We start from the raw sequence: 20,713 nt of genomic DNA on the forward strand, positions 1-20,713 counted from the left end.
GCGCCCCATGATGAGGACCTTGCTGGTCCGCGGCATGCTCGCGGGCCTGGTCGCCGGTGTCCTGGCGACCCTTTTCGCGTATTTCTTCGGTGAGCCTTCGGTCGACACCGCCATCGGGCTCGAGGGCACCGCCGCGCATTCGCACAGCGCGCCCGGCGCCCACGAACACGCCCCGGCCGACGCCGAGGCTGCGGAGGAAGAGCTCGTCACGCGCGGTGTGCAGAGCACCGTCGGCCTGTTGACCGGCGTCGGCCTGTACGGCGTCGCCGTCGGCGGGCTGTTCTCGCTCGCGTTCGCCTTCACCTACGGCCGCCTCGGCACGCTGCGACCGAGAGTGACCGCGGCCCTGCTCGCCGGCGGCGCCTTCGTGGTCGTGTTCCTGGTGCCGTTCTTGAAGTACCCGGGGAACCCGCCCGCGGTCGGCCAGGCGGGCACGATCGGGAGCCGGACTTCGCTGTACTTCGGCTTCGTCGCGCTTTCGCTGCTGATCGGCATCCTCGCCGCGGCGTTCGGCCGGAAGCTGGCCGACAAGCTCGGCGCCTGGCGCGGCGGCCTGATCGCCGCGGGCGGGTACGTCGTGCTGATCGCGGTGGCGGCGGCGCTGCTCCCGTCGATCGACGAGGTCCCCGACGGGTTCCCCGGTTCCACGCTGTGGTCCTTCCGGCTGGCGTCGGTCGGCACGCAGGTGGTGCTGTGGACCGCGCTCGGCCTGGCCTTCGGGGCGTTGGCCGAGAAGGCGTTGAAGCACAAGGAAGCCGTTCAGACTTAGGCTCCAGGCGGCACGAAAGGCAGATCGCGGCCGGGACCGTCCTCGATCAGGCGCAGCAGAGCCTCGGTGTCGACGTGCTCCTCGACAGCGTCGGCGAGCCTGTCGAGCATGGCTTCCCGCAGCGCGCCGAACCCCGGAGCCCCGGCGGCCGGCGACCAGTCCGCCACCTCGCCCAGCCAGGCGCGGCGGAAACCGTCGTTCTCGAAGGCCCCGTGCCACATCGTGCCCCATACCGCGCCCCGCCGGTATCCGTCCAAAAAGGACTCGGCGGGGCCGGTGGCGGTCACCGTGCCGTGGTGGATTTCGTACGCCTCCACGGCTTGACCGCGCCACTCACCCGACGGGCGGGCCAGCACCTTGTCGGCGCTGAACGAAACCCGGGTCGGCAGCAGCCCGAGACCGGGGACCGTTCCGGCGCCCGATTCGACGTCGTCCTCGATCTCGGCGGCCAGCATCTGGTAGCCGCCGCAGATGCCCAGCACCGGACGCCCGGCTTCGGCCCGCGCGCGGACGGCGTCCGCCAGGCCACGCGCACGCAGCCACGCCAGATCGTCCACGGTCGCGCGGGAACCCGGCATGATCACCACATCGGCGGAAAGCACCGTGTCCGGATCGGCGGTCAGCACGACCGAGACCCCGGGTTCGGCGGCGAGCGCGTCGACGTCGGTCGCGTTGGAGGCGCGCGGAAAACGCACGACGGCGACCCGCAGAGACCCGCCCGAGGCGCCCCAGCCCGCGGCGGCCAGCGCGTCCTCCGAGTCGATCCACACCTGGTCGAGCCAGGGCAGGACGCCGAACACGTGGCGGCCGGTGAGCTTCTCCAGCGTCTCCAGTCCCGGCCGCAGCAGGCCCACGTCACCGCGGAACTTGTTGACCAGCCAACCGGAAACCAGCGCCTGGTCCTCGGCGGACAGCAGGGCGAGGGTGCCGAACATCGCGGCCATGACCCCGCCGCGGTCGATGTCGCCGACGACGACCACGGGCAGGCCGAAGCGCCGTGCCAGCCCCATGTTGACGTAGTCGCCCGCGCGCAGGTTGATCTCGGCCGGGCTGCCCGCGCCTTCGCACAGCACGACGTCGAAACGCTTTCGCAGCGAGGCGAACGTGTCGAAGGCGATCTCCGCGAGCCCGGCCCGGCCCGTCGCGTACTCCCCCGCTTCCAGCGTGCCGAACGGTTTCCCGAGCGCGACGACGTGGCTGCGGCGGTCGCTCCCGGGTTTCAGCAGCACCGGGTTCATCGCGGCTTCGGGTTCGACGCGGGCCGCCCGCGCTTGCAGCCACTGCGCACGGCCGATCTCGGCGCCATCCGCGCACACCATCGAGTTGTTCGACATGTTCTGGGACTTGAACGGCGCGACCCGCACGCCCCGGCGCGCGAGCCAGCGGCACAACGCGGCGGTGACCAGGCTCTTGCCCGCGTCCGACGTCGTCCCCGCGACGAGCAGGCCGCTCACCGCGTGACCGCCACCGCGACCGCGAGCGCGGCGAGCCCGACCGCCCTCGACAGCCGGACCGCGCGGCGCACGTCCACCGGTTCCGGTTCACGGCCGTCACCGAGGACACCGCGGCGTTCGGTGCGGCCGCCGTAGCTGTTCGTCCCGCCCAGCCTGATCCCGAGCGCGCCGGCGAAAGCGGCCTCGACCTGGCCCGCGTTCGGGCTCGGATGGTGCTTCCCGTCGCGGCGCCAGATCCGGAACGCGGGTTTGGCGAAACCGCCCGCCAGCGGCGCCGACGCCACGGTGAGCGCCGCGCCGACCCGGGACGGCACCAGATTCACCAGGTCGTCCGTCCTCGCCGACGCCCAGCCGAAGTTGACGTACTTCGGCGACCGATACCCGACCATCGCGTCGAGCGTGTTGAGCGCGCGATACCCCAGCAGACCGGGGATCCCGGCGACCGCGCCCCACAACAGCGGCGCGACGACCGCGTCGGAGGTGTTCTCGGCGATGGATTCGGTGGTCGCACGCGCGAGTTGTTCGATGTCGAGCCCGGTGGCGTCGCGGGCGCACAGATGCGAAAGCCGCTGCCGCGCGCCGGGCAGGTCACCGTCGTCGAGCAGCCGGGCCATGCGCGTGCCCTCGGCCGCGAGCCCCTTGCCGCCCAGGACCACCCAGGTGGACGCCGCGGTGAGCGCGAACCGCGCGAACGGGCGCTTCCGGGTCCAGAACTGGGCCGCGACCCCCAATCCGGTGACGGTGCCCGCGCAGATCGCGGTGTACACGGCGCCCCGCGCCTTCGAGTCGGCGTAAACGCGCTGTTCGAGGGCTTGCGCGGCGCGGCCGAAGCCCGCGACCGGATGCCGCTTCCGTGGATCTCCGAACACGGCGTCGGCGACGTAACCGGTCACGAGTCCGGCTGCGGTGGCGGCTTGTCGGAGTGGCACGTGGCGAACGGTAGCGCGTGCACGAGAATGCGGGGTATGACCAAGCTGACGCATCGCCTCGCGAGGGCTCTGGAGAGCCTCGCGCGGGCACTTCGCCGCTATTCGCGCGACGACGGCAAGGTGCTGATACTGGGCGGCGTCCGCTCTGGGAAGTCACACCACGCCGAGCGGCTCGCGTCCCGCCACCCGCACCTGACCTACGTCGCGCCCGGGCTGCCGCCGAGCGCCGAAGATCCCGAATGGGCCGCCCGGGTGGCCGCGCACCGCGCGCGACGGCCGAGCCACTGGAAGACGGTCGAGACCACCGACCTGGCCACGGTGCTGCGCACGGCGACGCATCCGCTGCTCATCGACTGCCTCGGCACGTGGATCAGCCGGGTACTCGACGAGGTCGGCGCCTGGGAGCAGCGCAAGGGCTGGGAACGGCGGCTCGACGACCGGCTGGAGGACTTCCTGGCGGCGTGGGCGCAGGCCGACGTGCCGGTGATCGCGGTCAGCAACGAGGTCGGCAGCGGTGTGGTGCCCGCAACGGTGTCGGGACGCGTTTTCCGTGATGTGCTGGGCGCGCTGAACAACCGGGTGTCCGCCGTGTCCGACCGGACCGTGCTGGTCGTCGCCGGACGGATGCTCGACCTGCCTTAGGAGCCAGTGGGCGGAGCTGAGGTTTGTCCGGAAAGTAAGCACACGCGTGAACCCGCCCCGGCCGAAGGCCCCGCTATCGCGGTGGTAGGGCGCCCTGTCCGCATCCGTGACGTGGATGACCAGGAAGCGCCCTGCCGACGTCGATCGCGGACGCGGGTTCACCAGACACTTAGGAGCTCTCATGCGTATCGCCACCCCGGACGCCGCCGCCGAAGCCGCCGCGCGCACCAGACTGGACGGACTGGTCAAACCGCTGGGTTCACTCGGGAGGCTCGAAGACCTCGCCGCCTGGCTCAGCGCGGCGCACGGGGTCGTCCCGCCTCGGCCGCTCGACGACGTCCGGGTGGTCGTTTTCGCCGGGGACCACGGGGTTTCCGGGATGTCGGCGTATCCACGCGAGGTCACCGCGGCGATGGTGCGGGTCTTCCTGGCCGGAAAGAGCGGCGTCGGTGTGCTGGCCGGCCTTGCCGGGGCGTCGGTGCGGGCGCTGGACATCGCGGTGGACTGGGACGGCGCGGACGTGCCCGCCGAGGTCACCGCGCACAAGGTCCGCCGGGGTTCCGGTGCGATCGACGTCGAGGACGCGCTCGCCGAGGGCGAGGCGCGGACGGCGTTCGAGCACGGGCTGGCGATCGCGGACGAGGAGATCGACGGCGGCGCGGATCTGCTGATCCCCGGCGACATGGGGATCGGCAACACGACGATCTGCGCGGCCGTGGTCGCCTCGGTGCTCGGCCTGGCGGCGGACGACGTCGTCGGCACGGGCACCGGGATCGACGAGGACGGGCGCGCGCGGAAGGTCGCGGTCGTCGAGGCGGCGTTGACGAGGGCTGGGGCGCTGAAGGATCCCTTCGCGGTGTTGACCGCGCTCGGCAGCGCTTGTCTCGCCGCGACGGCGGGCTTCCTCGTGCAGGCCGCGGTCCGCGGGGTTCCGGTGCTGCTCGACGGCGTGTTCTCCGGGGCCGCGGCCCTCGTCGCCCGCGAGATCGCGCCAGGCGCCGAGCGGTGGTGGCTGGCCGGGCACCGGTCGACCGAGCCGTCGCAGGCGTACGCGCTGAAGGCGCTCGGGCTGGAGCCGATCCTCGACCTCGGGCTGCGGCTGGGCGAGGGCAGCGGCGCCGTGCAGGCGGTACCGGTGCTGAGGGCGGCGCGGGCGATCCTCGCGGACATGGGTCTGCTGGCGGATCTGGCTTGATCGCCGACGCGCTGAAGATGGCCGTCGGCACCCTGACCACCGTCCGGGTGCCGGCGCCGGGGCTGATCGACCGGCGGGTGGCGGGCGGCGCGATGGTGCTGGCCCCGCCGGCCGTCGTCCCGCTCGCCGCCGTCGCTTCGGTGATCGTCTTCCTGGGCGAGCTGATCGGCCTGCCCGCGTTCGCGACGGCCGCGCTCGCGCTGGGCGCGGTGGCGCTGGGCAGCCGCGGGCTCCATCTGGACGGGCTCGCCGACACGGCCGACGGGCTGGGCGCTTCGTACGACCGCGCCCGGGCGCTGGAGGTCATGCGGCGCGGGGATTCCGGGCCGACCGGGATCGCGACCCTGGTGCTGGTGCTGCTCGTGCAGGCGGGCGCGCTGGCCGGGGCGATCTCGGCCGGACACGGGATCGCGGCGGTCGCGGCCGCGGTCATCGCCGGACGCGGGGTGCTCTCGCTGTGCTGCGCGCGCGGTGTCCCGTCGGCCCGGCCGGAAGGGCTGGGCGCGACCGTCGCCGGTTCGGTGCCGGTGTGGGCGGCCGCGGTGGTGTTCGCCGTACTCGCGGGCGCGGCGGCGCTCGTACTTCCGTGGTGGCAAGGGCTCGCCGCGGTGGCGCTGGGATATCTGGCCGCGGCGGCGCTGCTGGCGCGGTGCGTTCAGCGGCTGGGCGGGATCACCGGGGACGTGCTGGGCGGCTGTGTCGAGGTCGCCGTCGCGGGAGTCTTGCTGGCTTCGTCGTTCTGAGGAGCCGCCAGCTTCTCGTCTATCTCCGGCAGCCAGAAACACAGCTCGAAGGTCTTCATCCCGGCCCAGAGGGCGAGTTTGCGGCTCTGCGAAACCAAAGTGAGCGACGCGAACATGAGCAGTACCGCGATCCCGGCGGCGATGAACGGATGTTTGCCCGCAAAGATGTCGACGATCGCGGCGACCGCGCCGAGCAGCAACGGCGGCGCGCAGTTGCGCACCATGAGCCCGGACGCGCGCAGCCGGGTGACGTCGACCGCGACCTCCTTGTCGTGCAGTTGGAGCGCGCACAGCAGGAGATGCGGGTTCTCCTTCAGGAACGCGCGATCCTTGGCCGCGGGCTTCCGGCGCACGAACTCCGCGGCCGCGTTCCGGTTCCGCCTGCGCGGCACGATCCGCTCCAGCGCTTCCCCGAGCGGATAGGCCAGATAGCCCAGCAGGAAGCTCAGCACCACGATCACGACGACCAGCACCACGGTCGGCACGCCGCCGATGCTCGCCGCGGTCAGGATGTGGAGTTTCGCCCCGAGATAGCCGAAGAACGCGACGTACAACGCGCCGGGGATGGTGTAGGCGAAGAGATCGAAGACGCCGATCGCGAAGTTCACTCGCTCATCCAACCAGAAGTCGCCATGGCCTTCGGCCGGGTTGGTGGGGGGGGGGGGGGGGGGGGGGGGGGGGGGGGCGCCCCCCCCCACCCCCCCCCCCCCCCCCCCCCCCCCCCCAACCGGGCCAACGCCGCCAAGAATGCGTCCACCGTGTCCCGGTCCCGCACGGCGATCCGCAGGTAGCGCGCGTCCAGCCCTGGGAAGGTGTCCCCCCGCCGGACGGCGAAGCCGTTCTCCCGCAGCCGTTCCCGGACGCCGTCGGCACCCGGGAGCCGCACGAGCACGAAAGGCCCGCGGGGCTCCCCCAGCACCTCGACGCCCAGCGCGGTCAGGCCCGAAACCAGGTACTCCCGATCCGCTTCCGCCGCCACGGCCAGCTTCTCGGCTTCCTCCAGCGCCGCCGGACGGCAGCACGCCTCCACGGCGACGGCGGCGAGCGACGACACCGACCACGGAGGCTGGACCGCGCGCAGACTGTCCACAACGGACTCATCCGCCAGGACGTACCCCGCGCGCAGCCCGGCGATCCCCCACGTTTTCGTCAGGCTGCGGAGGACGACGAAACCCGGTTGTCCCGCAACGCTTTCGGTCTCCCCTGGCACCGCGTCGAGGAAGGCTTCGTCGACGACGACCAGCCGATCCGGGCGGCCCAGCGCGAGCAGGTCCGCGGCCGGGTGCAGTACGGAAGTCGGGTTCGTGGGGTTCCCGACGAAGACCAGGTCCGCGTCCTCCGGGACGCCGCTCAGCCGGAAGCCGTCGTCGGGCGACAACACCACTCGGTGCACGGGGTGGCCGGCCGCGCGCAGAGCGGCTTCGGGCTCGGTGAACTGCGGGTGCACGACCACCGCGTGAGCCGGCCGCAACGCCGTGGCCAGCAACGTGAAGGCCTCGGCCGCGCCCGAGGTCACCAGCACCTGGGATTCGGGCAGCGAATGCCGGGCGGCCACCGCGGCCGTGGCGGCGGTGGCGTCCGGATAGGCGGCGAGGTCGTCCAGGGCGGCCGCCAGTTCGGCGCGCAGCCAAGCGGGCGGCGCCGGCAGGCGGACGTTGACCGCCAGATCGACGAGACCTTCGCCGACCTCGCGATCGCCGTGGTGCCAGAGGTCGTAGTCAGCCATGGGCGTGCACCGCGGCGGCGAACCGCTCGGCGAGTTCCGGGTAGCCCGCCCAGTGGACGTGCAGGTACGACGCGTGCAGTGACGCCGACGCGAAGCCGTCGGGGGTGCGGTCCCAACCCCAGGCCGGCGTCGGGCCGCTGCCGGGTTCGATGATCGTGCGGTGGAATTCGTGCCCGGTGACGCGTTGGCCCGCGACGGCGAGCACGCTGTCGGCAGGCGCGAAAGCCTTGCGGTACCCCAGTTTTCCGCGTTTCGTCATGGTGGCCGACGCGTCGAGGACGCCGGTCATCGGCATGCCGTCGATGTCCTGGCACAGGTACAACAGCCCCGCGCATTCCGCCACGACGGGCATTCCGCCGTCGACGGCTCGCGCGATCGCCGTCCGCAGCGGGAGATTCGCCGACAGCTCTTCGGCGTGCACCTCGGGGAAACCGCCGCCGAAGTACAGCCCGGCGCAGCCTTCGGGAAGCTCCTTGTCCTGCAAGGGATCCACCTCGACGACGTCGACGCCCGCGGCGGCGAGCAGTTCGACGGCCTCGGTGTAGCGGAAGGTGAACGCCGGACCGGCCGCCGCGGCGACCACCGAACGCCGTCCCTCATGGGAAAACGGAGGCCGCCAGGGATCCCCCGAAAGCCGGGATGCGGATCGAGCGACCTGCACGACCGCGCCGAGGTCCACACCTTCGCTGATCCAGGCGGCCAGCTCCGGCAGCAGCCGTTCGGACTCGCTCGCCCGCTCCGCCGCCGGGACCAGGCCGAGGTGACGGCTGGGTGCGTGGATCTCTTCGTTGCGGTACAACGTTCCCAGCAACGGGACGCCGGTCGCCTCCAGCGCGGTGACGATCTCGTCCGCGTGCCGCTGTGAGCCCAGTTTGTTGAGGATGACGCCGGCGAGCCGGACGCGCGTGTCGTACTGCGCGAACCCGAGGACGGTCGCGGCGACACTGCGCGACGCGGCCGAGGCGTCCACGACGAGCACCACGGGCGCGTCCAGCAACCGGGCGACGTGCGCTGTCGACGCATAGCCCTCGGTGCCGAGCGCCCCGTCGAACAGGCCCATCACGCCCTCGATGACGGCGATGTCTGCGCCGGCGGAACCGTGCCGCAGCAACGGGATCAGCCGATCCTCGCCCTGGAGGAACGGGTCGAGGTTGCGCGGCGGCCGTCCGGTGGCCAGCGCGTGGTAGCTCGGGTCGATGAAGTCGGGCCCGACCTTGTGCCCGGACACCTTCAGCCCCCGCGCGCGCAACGCCGCCATCAGGCCCGCGGCGATCGTGGTCTTGCCGTGCCCGGAGCCGGGCGCGGCGATGACCACGCGGTTCACCATTCGATGCCTCGCTGGCCTTTTTGCCCGGCGTCCATCGGATGCTTCACCTTCGTCATCTCGGTGACCAGGTCCGCCGCCTCGATCAGCTCCGGCGGCGCGTACCGGCCGGTGATCACCACGTGCTGGTGGCCGGGGCGTTCGCTCAGCGTCGAGACGACGTCGTCCACCTCGAGCCAGCCCCATTTGAGCAGGTAGCTGAACTCGTCGAGGACGTAGAAGTCGTGGGTTTCGGCTGCCAGACGGCGTTTGATCTCGGCCCAGCCCTCACGCGCGTTGGCGGCGTGGTCCTCCTCGGAACCGGATTTGCGCGCCCAGCTCCAGCCTTCGCCCATCTTGTGCCACTCGACGGCGCCGCCCTGGCCGGTGTCCTCGTGCAGCTTGCCCAGCGCGCGGAACGCGGCTTCCTCGCCGACGCGCCACTTCGCCGATTTGACGAACTGGAACACGCCGATCGACCAGCCCTGGTTCCACGCGCGCAGCGCCATCCCGAACGCGGCCGTGGACTTGCCCTTCATCTCGCCGGTGTGCACGGCGAGCAGCGGGCGGTTGCGGCGCTGCCGCGTGGTGAGCCCGTCGTTCGGCACCGTCTCCGGTTTGCCCTGTGGCATTACGCTGCCCTCCCGGAAATACGCGTGCGGACGGCGCCCGCGAGTGTGTCGGCGGCGACCTCGGCGACCGGAACGTGTTCCGCGCCAAGGTGTTCCGCCAGTTCGGCGGCGAGCCCGAGGCGCATTTTCCCGCTCTCGCAGTCCATCACGATCGAGGTCACGTTCCCGGCCAGCAGCCCGGCCGCCTGCTTCGCGCGCTGGACGGCGTCGGCGCCGCTGGTCGCGCGGCCGTCGGTGACGACGACGAGCAGCGGACGCCGCAAGGGATCACGGACCGCTTCGATCCGCAGAACCCGCGCCGCCTCAAGAAGCCCTTCGGCCAGCGGCGTACGGCCGCCGGTCGCGAGACCGTCCAAACGGGACGCCGCGGCGTCGACGCTGATCGTCGGCGGGAGCGCGAGTTCGGCGCCGGAGGCGCGGAAGGTCACCAGGCCCACCTTGTCACGACGCTGGTACGCGTCGAGCAGCAGCGACAGCACGGCGGTCTTGACCTCGCGCATCCGCTGGCGCGCGCCCATCGAGCCGGACGCGTCGACGCAGAACAGCACCAGGTTGCCCTCGCGCCCTTCCCGCCGCGCGAACCGGAGATCCTGGGGCCGCACCACGAGTCCGGCGCCACTGCGGCCGCGGGACCGCTGGTGCGGCGCGGCCGCGCGCACGGTCGCCAGGAGATGCGGATGCCCGTCCTTGGTCCCGGCCGGCTGGACGCCGATGGTCCGCCCGTTGTCGGTGATCGCCCTCGACCGCCGCCCGGCGGCACCCTCACCGGTGCCCTTCACCTCGAAACGCCTGGCACGGAAGGCTTCCCCGGCGCCGGCCGGCTTCTGGTCACCGCCTTGGCCGCCGCCCGACGGCTCTTGGCCGCCTTCCGAAGGCGGAGCTTCACCTTCCGGCGGGGCGCCCGAGCCGGGACCGTCGTCGTCGGGACCCGGGCCTTCCGGCTCGGCATCCTGCAACGCCTGCTCCAGCTGCTCCTCGGAAATCCCGGGCGCGTCGAAGGGATTGCGGCGACGGCGATGCGGCAGCGCGAGCCGCGCCGCGACCCGGACGTCGTCGGTGGTCACCTCGGTACGCCCGGCCCAGGCGGCGTGCGCGACCGCGGTCCGCGCGGTCACGATGTCCGCGCGCATCCCGTCGACCTCGAAGGACGCGCAGACCTCGGCGATCTGCCGCAGCGCGTCGTCCGGCAGTTTGACCGAGGGCAGAAGTCGTTGCGCCGCCTCGATGTCCGCGGCGAGTTCGGCGTCGGCCGCGGCGTACTGGCCGGCGAAACCGTCGGGGTCCGCCTCGTAGGCGAGCCGTCGGCGGACGACCTCGACCCGCAGTTCGGGATCCCGGCTGGACGCGACCTCGACGGTGAGCCCGAAGCGGTCCAGCAGCTGCGGCCGAAGCTCGCCTTCCTCGGGGTTCATCGTGCCGATCAGGACGAACCGGGCCGCGTGCGACACCGACACGCCCTCGCGTTCGACGGTCGCGCGGCCCATGGCGGCGGCGTCGAGCAGCGTGTCGACCAGGTGATCGTGCAGGAGGTTGACCTCGTCCACGTACAACAACCCGCGATGCGCGGCCGCGAGCAGGCCGGGCTGGAAATCGGTGACGCCGTCGGCGAGCGCGCGCTCCAGGTTCAGCGAGCCGATCACGCGGTCTTCGGCCGCGCCGACCGGCAGCTCCACGAGCCGCGCGGGACGGCGGTGCGCGGGCGACCCTTCGGCATGCGGGCCATCCGGGCAGGCCGGATCGGGCTCGACGGGATCGCAGGAGAACCGGCACGCGTCCACCACGTCGACGCCGGGCAGGAGACCGGCCAGCGCGCGCACCATGGTCGACTTCGCCGTGCCCTTCTCCCCGCGCACCAGCACCCCGCCGACGGCGGGCGAGATCGAGGAAAGCACCAGCGCCAGGCGCAGATCCGGCATCCCCACAACGGCGGTGAACGGGTACGGCTTCACAGCACTCCCTCATCGTCGACGACCTCCGGCCGATCATCGCATAGGAATTCCGTCATCTAACGTGACCGAGGTGCGCGAAAAATCACCCCTGACGGTCGTCGGGATCGGGGCCGACGGCTGGCCCGGCCTGTCCGAGCGGGCCAAGGAAGCACTGCTCGGCGCCGACGTGGTCGTGGGCTCGCCGAGACAGCTCGCGTACCTGCCCGCCGGGATGAAGAGCGAACCCTGGCCGAGCCCGCTCCTGCCCGGCCTGGACGCCTTCCTCGCCGAGCGGGAAGGCCGCGTCTGCGTGCTGGCCAGCGGCGATCCGCTGCTGTCCGGCATCGGCACGACGCTGATCCAGCGCGGCTACGACGTCGAGGTCCTGCCCGCGCTGTCCTCGGTGACGCTCGCCCGCGCGCGGCTCGGCTGGTCGGCGGAGGAGACCGAGGTGGTCACCGTCGTCGGCCGCGCGATCGGCCGGGTGAACCGCGTACTCACGCCCGGGCGGAAGATCCTCGTCCTCGGCGCGAACGCCGAAGACCTGCTCGACCTGCTCAAAAACCGCGGTTACGGCAAGAGCCGCGTCACCGCGCTGTCCGACCTCGGCGGCCCCGACGAACGGGTCGGGCCCGGCTCGCTGACCGTGTTCGCCATCGAGGCCGACGGGCCCGCGCTGCCGCTGACCGGCCTCCCGGACGACGCCTTCGAGCACGACGGCCAGCTCACCAAACGCGACCTCCGCGCGTCCGCGCTGGCCAGGCTCGCGCCGACGCCGGGCGAACTGCTGTGGGACGTCGGCGCGGGCGCGGGCAGTGTCGGGATCGAGTGGTCCCGGGTCCATCCCGCGAACCGGGCGATCGCGATCGAGCGGTCGCCGGAGCGGGCCGCCCGGATCACCCGGAACGCGCACGCGCTCGGCGTCCCGGAACTCGACGTGGTGACCGGCGCGGCACCGGACGCCCTCGAAGGACTGGCCACGCCGCAAGCGATCTTCGTCGGCGGCGGGCTGACCGTGCCCGGCGTCCTGGACGCCTGCCTCGCGACCGGCGCGCGGATCGTCGCGCACGGCGTGACCCTCGAATCCGAACAGGCCCTGGCCCGCGCGTACGGCGAACACGGCGGGGAGCTGATCCGCGTCGCCGTCGAACAGGCCGCGCCGCTGGGCGGGTTCACCGGCTGGACCCCGGCGCGGGTCGTCACCCAGTGGAGCAAACCTTGACAGTGCACTTCATCGGCGCCGGACCTGGCGCGGCCGACCTCATCACCGTGCGGGGCCGTGACCTGCTCGGCCGCTGCGAAACCTGCCTGTACCCCGGCAGCATGACACCCACGGACCTGCTCGCCTACTGCCCGGACGACGCGGTGCTCGTCGACACCGCGAACCTCGACCTGCCCGCGATCGTCGAGCGCATGGTCGAAGCCCACCAGAACGGCCACGAGATCGCGAGGCTCTGCTCCGGCGATCCGTCGATCTACAGCGCGGTCGCCGAACAGATGCGCCGTCTCGACGCGGCCGGTGTTCCGTACGACGTCACGCCGGGTGTACCCGCGTTCGCCGCCGCGGCCGCGCTGCTCAACCGGGAACTGACCGTGCCCGAGGTCGGCCAGAGCCTGGTCATCACGCGCGCCCAGGCTCGGTCCACCGCCATGCCACCGGGTGAAACGCTGGCGAACTTCGCGCGCACCGGAACCACTCTCGCGCTGCATCTCGCGATCAACCGCATCGAGCAAGTAGTCGACGAACTGCGGCCGTTTTATCGAGACGAGTGCCCGGCGGCGGTGGTCGCGCTGGCCAGCCAGCCGGGTGAAAAGGTGCTGCGCGGCACGCTCGGCACCATCGCGGCGCAGGCCCGCGAGGCCGGGATCAGCCGCGCCGCGATGATCTTCGTCGGGGAAGTCCTTGCGGCCGAAGGGTTTCCCGACAGTTTCCTGTACTCGGCCACCAGGGATCGCGCTAGTCAACCGGAGTCGTTGTGAAAAGCCTTCGCTGGGGCCTGCTGGCCGCCGGGACCATCGCCGCCGAGTTCGCGGCGGGGGTCGAAGAGAGCAAACACGGTGTCCTCGAAGCCGTCGCCGCACGATCCGGTGACCGGGCGGCCGAGTTCGCGAGCCGCTTCGAGATCCCGAAATGCTACGGCGCCTACGAAGACCTGCTCGCCGATCCGGACGTCGACGCGATCTACATCTCGACACCGCATCCGCTGCACGGCGAATGGGCGATCCGCGCGGCCGAAGCGGGCAAGCACATCCTGTGCGAGAAACCGTTGACGATGTCCGTCGCCGAAGCCGAGAAGGTCATCGAAGCCGCCCGTGCGCACGACGTCTTCCTCATGGAGGCGTTCATGTACCGGCTGCATCCGCAGATCCGGCGGCTGGCCGAGCTGATCTCCTGCGGCGCCATCGGCGAGGTCCGCGCCGTGGACGTCTCCTTCAGCTACAACTTCGCCGTCCCGCGGCTCACCGATCCGGCGCTGGGCGGCGGCGGGATCTTCGACGTCGGCTGTTACTGCACCTCGCTCGCGCGGCTGGTCTCCCAGGCCGCGACCGGACAGGACGTCGTCGAGCCCGAAGAGGTGCTCGGGATGGCGAGGCTCGACGAGAACGGCGTCGACGAAGTCGCGTTCGGGCTGCTGCGGCTGCCGGGCGGGATCCTCGCGCAGCTGGCCTGCGGTTTCCAGCTGACGCAGGACGACCACATCCGCGTGTACGGCTCGGACGGGCAGCTGTACGTGCCGAAACCGGCGTGGATCCACGAAATGCGCAAACCGAAGACGTCGCAGATCGTTCTCACGCCGGAAGGCGGCGAGCCCGAGGTGATCGAAGTCGAAGCGACACAAGGCCTTTTCGCTCGCGAAGCCGACCATGTCGCCACGCATCTCGCCGACCGGCAAGCCCCCGAGCTCACCTGGGCGGAGACGCTCGCCAACCTGCGCACGCTGGAACGGTGGCGCGCGGCCGTGACCCGATGAAGCTGCTGATCCTGGGCGGTACCGGCGAAGCACGCGAGCTCGCGAAGGAACTGGTAGCACGCGGCGAGCACGTCGTGTCGTCGCTAGCGGGCCGCGTCGCGCGACCGAAGCTTCCTGACGGCGAAGTCCGCGTCGGCGGCTTCGGCGGTCCGGAAGGTCTCGCGCGCTGGCTGACCGAGAACGACGTCGACGCGGTGATCGACGCCACGCATCCCTTCGCCGAACGCATCGGCGCCAACGCGGCCGAAGCCGCACGCGCGACGGGCACGCCGCTGCTCAGGCTCGCCAGGCCCGGCTGGACCGAACAGCCCGGCGACACCTGGCACTGGGCCGACGACCTCGGCCACGCCGCACGGCTGCTCCCGGCGCTCGGCGACCGCGTGTTCCTCACCAGCGGACGGCAAGGCCTCGACGCCTTCGCCGAGCTGGATCTCTGGTTCCTGATCCGCTGCGTCGACCCGCCCGAGGCGCCGCTCCCCCACCGTCACGAAATCCTGCTGGACCGGGGCCCGTACACGGTGGAGAACGAACGCGCGCTCATGGAGCGGCACGGCGTCGAGGTCCTCGTCACCAAGGACAGCGGCGGCGAGATGACCGCGGCGAAGCTCACCGCGGCTCGCGGACTCGGCCTCCCGGTGGTGGTCGTGAAACGGCCGCGACGACCGGAAACGGCCAGCGTAACGACAGTTCAGGGCGCTATAACCTGGTTGGGCGGCACGGTGAAGGGCAGCCCTGCGTAAGCCGTTCGGACCAGACCCGTTAGCGTTGCGCCGATGCGTTTGATCGCTGTCACGCTGGGGTTGCTGTCCGCCTTGTGCGCATTGGCTTTCCCCTTCCTGCCGGTGGTGCAGGACACAGCGGAGGTCGTCTGGCCAACGGGCGGCGACACCCGCTCCGTCAACGCGCCCTTGACCGGGTACTGGGCGCAGGACCTGCGCGTCGACCTGCCGTGCACGACCGTCCGTTCACTGGACGCGCGTTCGCAGGGGCAGGCGCTGTTGTTCTCCACCGTGCCCGACGGCCGCACCGATCCGCGCGCGGGCAAGGGGGTCGGCCTGCAGCTGCGCATCGACAACGGCGTGCTGCTCGCCTCCAGCCAGGGGCAGCAGATCGTGCAGCAACCGCTGCCGGAGAACAAGTGCGACATCAAGCTCCGTGCGGACGCGAACCAGATGACCGTCACCGTCGCCGAGACCGTGGTGTTCCACGCGGAGGGTGACGTCCGGCCGCGGCTGGTCGGGATCTACTCGTCGATCAACGCGGGCAAGGACCCGATCGCCGGTCTGCACGTTTCGGTCGTCCCGGACACCCGCTACCAGACCTCGCCGACCGTGTGGAAGTGGATCGTCGGCGTCCTCGCGGCGCTGTCGTTCATCGGCTGCCTGATCGCGGTGTGGCGGATGGACTCCGGGTTCGCCCGCCGCGCGCCGCGCTGGGCGCCGGTCGGCTGGTGGCGGCTGACCGCCCGCGACGCGACGGTGATCGTCGCGCTCGGCGCGTGGGTCTTCATCGGCCCGGTCACCTCGGACGACGGCTACATCCTCACGATGTCGAGAGTGGCCGAAGAAACCGGCTACCTGACGAACTACCACCGCTGGTTCGGGGTCGCCGAGGCGCCGTTCGGCTGGTTCTACCACGTGTATCAGCTGATGGCGCACGTCAGCACGGTGCCGCCGTGGATCCGGCTCCCGTCGTTCGTGCTCGGCGTGCTGAGCTGGCTGCTGATCAGCCGTGAGGTCATGCCGCGCCTGGGCACGCAGGTCCGCACTAGCCGCGCGGCCGGCTGGGCCGCCGCCGCGGTGTTCCTGGTCTGGTGGATGCCGTTCAACAACGGGGTCCGGCCGGAACCGGTCGCCGCGCTGGGCTCGCTGCTGGCGATCTGCGCCGTCGAGCGCGCGCTGGTGACGCGCCGTCTGCTGCCGTTGTGCCTCGGGCTGACCGCGGCCGGGTTCACCCTGGCCGCGACGCCGACCGGGCTGATCGCGGTCGCCCCGTTCCTGGTCGCCGCGCGCCCGCTGTACAAACTGGTCCGCCAGCGCGCCGAGAACGGCTGGCTGCCGGTGCTCGCGCCGGTGCTGGCCGCCGGGCTGCTGGTGCTGGTCGTGGTGTTCGCCGACCAGACCTTCGCCACCGTGCAGGAAGCGACCCGGATCCGCACCCTGGTCGGCCCGAACCTGTCGTGGTTCCAGGAACTCGCGCGCTACCAGCTGCTCTTCGAAAGCCTGCCGGACGGCTCCGTGCCACGCCGGTTCCCCGTGCTGCTGGTGCTGCTGTGCACCGGCACCTGCCTGGTGGTGCTGCTGCGCCGCGGCCGGATCCCCGGCGCCGCGCTCGGCCCCAGCCGCCGCCTGATCGGCACGGTCGCGCTGTTCTTCCTGCTGCTCGCGCTGACCCCGACCAAGTGGACGCACCACTTCGGCGCGTTCGCCGCGGTCGGCGCGGCCATGGCGGCGTTGACCGCGCTGGCGACCAGCTCGACGGTGCTCAGGTCACGGCGCAACCGGGCGGCGTTCCTCGCCGGGCTGCTCGTGGTCGGCGCGTTGGCCGCGACCGGGCCCAACTCGTACTGGTTCGTCTCGAAACTCGGTGTGCAGTGGACCGCGGTGGCGCCGTCGATCGGCGGGATCCCGCTGTCGACGATCCTGCTGATCGCGGCCGCGATCTCCGGCGTGTACGCGTTCGTGGAGAACGTCCGCGCGCACCGGCCCGGCCTGCAGGCGGGACCGCAGGAAGGGCGGAGCCGGTCGCTGCGGCTCGGTTCGCTCTCGCTGGTGGTCGTCTGCGGTCTGATGGCCACGGGCGAGTTCGTCAGCATGGCGTGGGCGATCCACAACCAGGCCGGTTCCTACAGCCTCGGCGCCGCGAACTTCGGGCATCTGTCCGGCAAGAGCTGCAACCTCTCCGACCACGTGATGGTGGAACGGGACGCCGCGACCAGCATCCTGCGGGCCCAGCCCGAACAGCGGACGGTCCCGGTGAAGAAGGAGGAGCCGCCCGCCGGGCAGACCCCGCCGCCGCTGCCCGATCCCGAGAAGGACAACGGCCGCGTGCAGACCGGGTTCCACACTCGCGCGATCGACGACAAGGATCCGCTCGCCGAACCGCCGCACGGCTTCAAACCCGACGAAGTGCCGATGTGGAGCAGCTTCCTCGACCCCGAAACGCGGGCCGGACGACTGCGCAGCGACTGGTACGCCCTCTCCGAAAAGCCCGCCGACGGCCAGATCGTGGTCGCCACCGCGGGCGCGGCCCGACGGCCGACGTCGGTCAGCCTCGACTACGGCGTCAACACCAGCGAAGGCGTGAAGGTCGTCCGCAGCCAGTTCGTGCTGCCGCCCGGTGCCGGGACCAACGGCTGGAACGACACCCGGATCAACCTGCGCGACCTTCCGGCCGAGACGACGTCCGTGCGGATCAACATCGTCGACAACGACCTCACCGAGGACGGCTGGATCGCCGCGTCCGCGCCGCGTGTGCCGACGTTCACCACGCTGACCGAGAAGATCGCGGGCAAGCAGGTGTACGTCGACTGGCCGGCGTCGTTCGTGTACCCGTGCGTGCAGCCGGTGACCTCGCACGACGGCATCTCGAAGATGCCCGACTACCGGATCACCGCCGGCGCCGTCGCCGACGAGGCGAACTGGGCGTCCAGCACCAACGGCGGCCCGATCGGCTGGCTCGAAGAGGTCGCGGCCGAACCCGAGGTGCCCAGCTACCTGATCGGCCAGCCGAGCCAGTCCTGGGGCCAGCTGCTGCAGGTCGAACCGTTCACCGAGGGGATCGCGCCGACGATCGTCCACGGCGAGAAGGTCGTCCCCGGCTGGTGGTCGCCCGGTCCCGGCCCGCGCCAACCGAACGGCAAGGACCCGACACGCTAGTGGGCTGAAAGCGTCCTTCACCGCATGTGACGCGGTGAAGGACGCTTTCGTCACGTCTCATGCGGGGAAAGCGTCCTTCAGCGCCTCCGGCAGCGGGCCTTCGTGCAGGACGCCGAGCCGCTGCGTAGCGCGCGTAAGCGCCACGTAGAGCTCAGCGGCACCGCGCGGCCCGTCGGCCAGGATCCGTTCCGGGTCCACGACGAGGACGCCGTCGAACTCGAGCCCCTTCGTCTCCGAAGCGGGCACTGTGCCCGGCACCCCGGGCGGCCCGATGACGACGCTGGTGCCTTCACGCCCGGCCTCGTCCTTGACGAACTCCTCGATGGCGCCGGCCAGCGAATCCGCGTCGACGTGCCGCGCCCACGGCCGGACACCGTTGGAGCGCACCGATTCCGGCGCCCGGACGTCCGGCGCGAACTCGGCGAGCACCGACGCGGCGACGGCCATGATCTCCGCCGGGGTGCGGTAGTTCACTGTCAGCGAGCGGTAGACCCAGCGCCCCGGCACGTACGGCGCCAGCATCGCGTCCCACGAACGCGCCCCGGCCTCGGACCGGCGCTGCGCCAGATCGCCGACGACGGTGAACGATCGGTTGGGACACCGCCGCATCAGCACCCGCCAGTCCATTTCGGACAGTTCCTGTGCCTCGTCGACCACGACGTGCCGATACGTCCAGTCCCGGTCCGCCGAGGCACGCTCGACAAGGCTGCGCGTGTCGTGCTCGACGAACCGGTCGGCGAGTTCGTCGGCGAAGAGCAGGTTCTCCGCCGACAGCATGATGTCCTCGTCCATCTCCTCGCGGTCGAGCTTCATCGTGTCGAGCACACCTTCGGCGTACTCGGCCTCGGCCTTCTTCTCTCGCGCCAGCGCCTTTTCCGCCGCCAGCTCCACCCGCTTGTCGCGGCCGAGCAGGTCGACGAGTTCGTCGAGCAGCGGCATGTCCGACACCGTCCAGGCTTCCCCGTCGGCACGCAGCAACGCCTGGCCGGCCCCCGCCGCGCGAAGCCGCTCCGAGGACGAGAGAAGCGACCCCAGCAGGCTTTCGGGCGTCAGGATCGGCCAGAGCGCGTCGAGCGCGGCGGTGAACGTCTCGCTCTCCGCCAGTTCCTTGAGCAGGTCCTTCCGCAGCCGCTCCCATTCGTCGCGGTCGTCCCGGCTGAGCCAGCCGCGGCCGATGCGCGCGATCGCCCGTTCGGTCAGGACGTAGGTGACGATGTCGGTGAACGTCCCGCGCGCCTCGTTGTGCGGCAGGCCGCTCTTGCGCGCCTCGTCCCTGGCCCATTCCGCGGTCTCGGCGTCGATCCGGACGGTGACGTCGGCGAGGTCGATCAGCACCGGCTCCTCCGGCAGCCGCTGCCGGTCGGCGACGGCGGCCTTGAGGACGTCCAGCATCTTCAGCGAGCCCTTGAGCCGCGTGGCCTCCGGACCGTCCTCGGCGGTGATGTGCTTGCCGGGGACGAAATCACCGGTGGTCATGAACACCACGTCGGTCTCGCCCAGCGACGGCAGGACGCGGCCGATGTGGTGCAGGAACGCCGGATTCGGCCCGACCACGAGCACGCCGTGGCGCTCCATCCGCTCGCGCTGCGTGTAGAGCAGGTACGCGACGCGGTGCAGAGCGACCACGGTCTTCCCGGTGCCCGGACCACCCTCGATCACCAGCACGCCGGGGTGTTCGTGCCGGATGATCTCGTCCTGCTCGGCCTGGATCGTCGCGACGATGTCACGCATGCCCTCGCCGCGCGGCGCGTTGACCGCCGCGAGCAGCGCCGCGTCACCGTCCGCGTCGCCGCCGGGACGGCCGAACACCTCGTCAGTGAAGCCCAGCACCTCACGCCCGTGCGTGTGGAACTGGCGGCGACGGCGCATCTTCTCCGGCGTCGCGGCGGTCGCGGTGTAGAACGGGCGCGCCGCCGGGGCCCGCCAGTCGAGCAGCACCGGTTCGTAGTCGTTCTCCTCGTCGAAGAGACCGATACGGCCGATGTACGACGTCTCCCCCGCGAGACTGTCCAACCTGCCGAAGCACAAACCGTTGTCGACGACGTCCAACCGGCGTGACTCCCTGGCCAGCGCGCGCACCTCGACGTCGCGTTCCATGGCCGTCCCGCCCGTTCCGCCCAGCGCGGCCTGGAACTCCCCCTTCACGCGCGCGCGTTCGGCGTCCAGGCGCGTGTAGAGCCCGGCGACGTACTCGCGTTCGGACCGGAGCTCTTCTTCATGACCCTGAGTTGACACAGACTCCCATTTCACCAGGTTTCGGCTACGGCGAGTGAGTCTGAAGCATGACCGGGGTCTTGTGGCAAGTCCCCCCATGCGCTATATGTTTATTACGGAGGGAGTTACTCCGTCTACTTCTCGGCCCCGTCGGGCCATACGTCCACGCAGTTCGACAGGTTGCGAGCGCGCGTGCTCTGGACGTGTCGCGAAAGCCACTTTCGCGACGTGCGATGTCCCGAAAGTGGCTTTCGCGACGCCGTACCCAGGCGGGCGGGGGGGGCTGTTTCGGGGGCGCCATAGCGGCAGTCGCTCATCCAAACCGTGG

17 protein-coding genes are annotated in these 20,713 nt (G+C 71.5%); 9 read left to right on the forward strand and 8 right to left on the reverse strand.

Annotation, left to right across the window (positions count from 1 at the left end; genetic code table 11):
* Positions 1–7: 7 nt before the first annotated feature.
* Positions 8–769, forward strand: a complete 762-nt coding sequence (locus tag ACIRGA_RS18010) for a CbtA family protein (protein WP_400942399.1) — start codon at positions 8–10, stop codon at positions 767–769.
* On the opposite strand, the gene ACIRGA_RS18015 is transcribed toward ACIRGA_RS18010, so the two are convergent.
* Both ACIRGA_RS18015 and ACIRGA_RS18020 read right to left on the reverse strand, forming a co-directional pair.
* The gene (locus ACIRGA_RS18015; protein WP_400942400.1) at positions 766–2,223 is read right to left on the reverse strand and encodes a cobyric acid synthase; all 1,458 of its coding nucleotides are present in this window, start codon (positions 2,221–2,223) and stop codon (positions 766–768) included. The two genes, ACIRGA_RS18010 and ACIRGA_RS18015, sit on opposite strands and share 4 nt — an antisense overlap.
* Positions 2,220–3,152, reverse strand: a complete 933-nt coding sequence (locus ACIRGA_RS18020) for a cobalamin biosynthesis protein (protein WP_400942402.1) — start codon at positions 3,150–3,152, stop codon at positions 2,220–2,222. The genes ACIRGA_RS18015 and ACIRGA_RS18020 overlap by 4 nt, the downstream gene beginning before the upstream one ends.
* A gap of 36 nt (positions 3,153–3,188) precedes the next feature.
* On the opposite strand from ACIRGA_RS18020, the gene ACIRGA_RS18025 reads away from it, so the two are divergent.
* The 3 genes from ACIRGA_RS18025 to ACIRGA_RS18035 all read left to right on the forward strand — a co-directional run bounded on the left by ACIRGA_RS18025 (position 3,189) and on the right by ACIRGA_RS18035 (position 5,732).
* The gene (locus tag ACIRGA_RS18025; protein WP_400942403.1) at positions 3,189–3,794 is read left to right on the forward strand and encodes a bifunctional adenosylcobinamide kinase/adenosylcobinamide-phosphate guanylyltransferase; all 606 of its coding nucleotides are present in this window, start codon (positions 3,189–3,191) and stop codon (positions 3,792–3,794) included.
* Between the two features lie 181 nt (positions 3,795–3,975).
* Entirely contained in the window at positions 3,976–4,989 is a 1,014-nt protein-coding gene (cobT, locus tag ACIRGA_RS18030; RefSeq protein WP_400942404.1) for a nicotinate-nucleotide--dimethylbenzimidazole phosphoribosyltransferase, read from the forward strand.
* Positions 4,986–5,732 (forward strand): adenosylcobinamide-GDP ribazoletransferase, encoded by a 747-nt coding sequence (locus ACIRGA_RS18035; protein ID WP_400942406.1) that lies wholly within the window; start codon positions 4,986–4,988, stop codon positions 5,730–5,732. The genes cobT and ACIRGA_RS18035 overlap by 4 nt, the downstream gene beginning before the upstream one ends.
* On the opposite strand, the gene ACIRGA_RS18040 is transcribed toward ACIRGA_RS18035, so the two are convergent.
* From ACIRGA_RS18040 to ACIRGA_RS18060, 5 genes are read right to left on the reverse strand one after another with little or no spacing between them, the layout of a single operon-like run.
* Positions 5,645–6,340, reverse strand: a complete 696-nt coding sequence (locus ACIRGA_RS18040; protein WP_400942408.1) for a hypothetical protein — start codon at positions 6,338–6,340, stop codon at positions 5,645–5,647. The two genes, ACIRGA_RS18035 and ACIRGA_RS18040, sit on opposite strands and share 88 nt — an antisense overlap.
* Complete coding sequence (cobC, locus tag ACIRGA_RS18045) at positions 6,337–7,458, reverse strand: Rv2231c family pyridoxal phosphate-dependent protein CobC (RefSeq protein WP_400942410.1); 1,122 nt, start codon at positions 7,456–7,458, stop codon at positions 6,337–6,339. Before cobC ends, ACIRGA_RS18040 begins: the two co-directional genes overlap by 4 nt.
* On the reverse strand, positions 7,451–8,785 hold the full coding sequence (locus ACIRGA_RS18050; protein WP_400942411.1) for a cobyrinate a,c-diamide synthase: 1,335 nt from the start codon (positions 8,783–8,785) through the stop codon (positions 7,451–7,453). Before ACIRGA_RS18050 ends, cobC begins: the two co-directional genes overlap by 8 nt.
* A complete protein-coding gene (cobO, locus tag ACIRGA_RS18055) occupies positions 8,779–9,393 on the reverse strand; it encodes a cob(I)yrinic acid a,c-diamide adenosyltransferase (protein WP_240594838.1) in 615 nt (204 codons plus the stop codon). The genes ACIRGA_RS18050 and cobO overlap by 7 nt, the downstream gene beginning before the upstream one ends.
* Positions 9,393–11,342, reverse strand: a complete 1,950-nt coding sequence (locus ACIRGA_RS18060) for a putative cobaltochelatase (protein WP_400942413.1) — start codon at positions 11,340–11,342, stop codon at positions 9,393–9,395. The genes cobO and ACIRGA_RS18060 overlap by 1 nt, the downstream gene beginning before the upstream one ends.
* Positions 11,343–11,403: 61 nt before the next feature.
* Between ACIRGA_RS18060 and cbiE the strand changes: the two genes are divergently transcribed.
* The 5 genes from cbiE to ACIRGA_RS18085 are packed head-to-tail and all read left to right on the forward strand — an operon-like array spanning position 11,404 to position 18,171.
* Entirely contained in the window at positions 11,404–12,543 is a 1,140-nt protein-coding gene (gene cbiE / locus ACIRGA_RS18065) for a precorrin-6y C5,15-methyltransferase (decarboxylating) subunit CbiE (protein ID WP_400942415.1), read from the forward strand.
* Positions 12,540–13,301 (forward strand): precorrin-4 C(11)-methyltransferase, encoded by a 762-nt coding sequence (gene cobM / locus ACIRGA_RS18070; protein ID WP_400942416.1) that lies wholly within the window; start codon positions 12,540–12,542, stop codon positions 13,299–13,301. Before cbiE ends, cobM begins: the two co-directional genes overlap by 4 nt.
* Positions 13,298–14,293 carry a Gfo/Idh/MocA family protein gene (locus tag ACIRGA_RS18075; RefSeq protein WP_400942418.1) on the forward strand — a complete coding sequence of 332 codons (996 nt, stop codon included), beginning with the start codon at positions 13,298–13,300 and terminating at the stop codon, positions 14,291–14,293. Before cobM ends, ACIRGA_RS18075 begins: the two co-directional genes overlap by 4 nt.
* Entirely contained in the window at positions 14,290–15,033 is a 744-nt protein-coding gene (locus ACIRGA_RS18080) for a cobalt-precorrin-6A reductase (RefSeq protein ID WP_400942428.1), read from the forward strand. Before ACIRGA_RS18075 ends, ACIRGA_RS18080 begins: the two co-directional genes overlap by 4 nt.
* A gap of 33 nt (positions 15,034–15,066) precedes the next feature.
* On the forward strand, positions 15,067–18,171 hold the full coding sequence (locus tag ACIRGA_RS18085; protein WP_400942419.1) for an arabinosyltransferase domain-containing protein: 3,105 nt from the start codon (positions 15,067–15,069) through the stop codon (positions 18,169–18,171).
* A 57-nt stretch (positions 18,172–18,228) separates the two neighbouring features.
* Here the strand turns inward: ACIRGA_RS18085 and helR are convergent, their stop codons facing one another.
* Positions 18,229–20,406 (reverse strand): RNA polymerase recycling motor ATPase HelR, encoded by a 2,178-nt coding sequence (helR, locus tag ACIRGA_RS18090; protein WP_400942421.1) that lies wholly within the window; start codon positions 20,404–20,406, stop codon positions 18,229–18,231.
* Positions 20,407–20,713: the final 307 nt, after the last annotated feature.

The sequence above is a fragment of the Amycolatopsis sp. NPDC102389 genome, assembly GCF_044765885.1.
In the GTDB taxonomy this organism is placed as follows: domain Bacteria; phylum Actinomycetota; class Actinomycetes; order Mycobacteriales; family Pseudonocardiaceae; genus Amycolatopsis.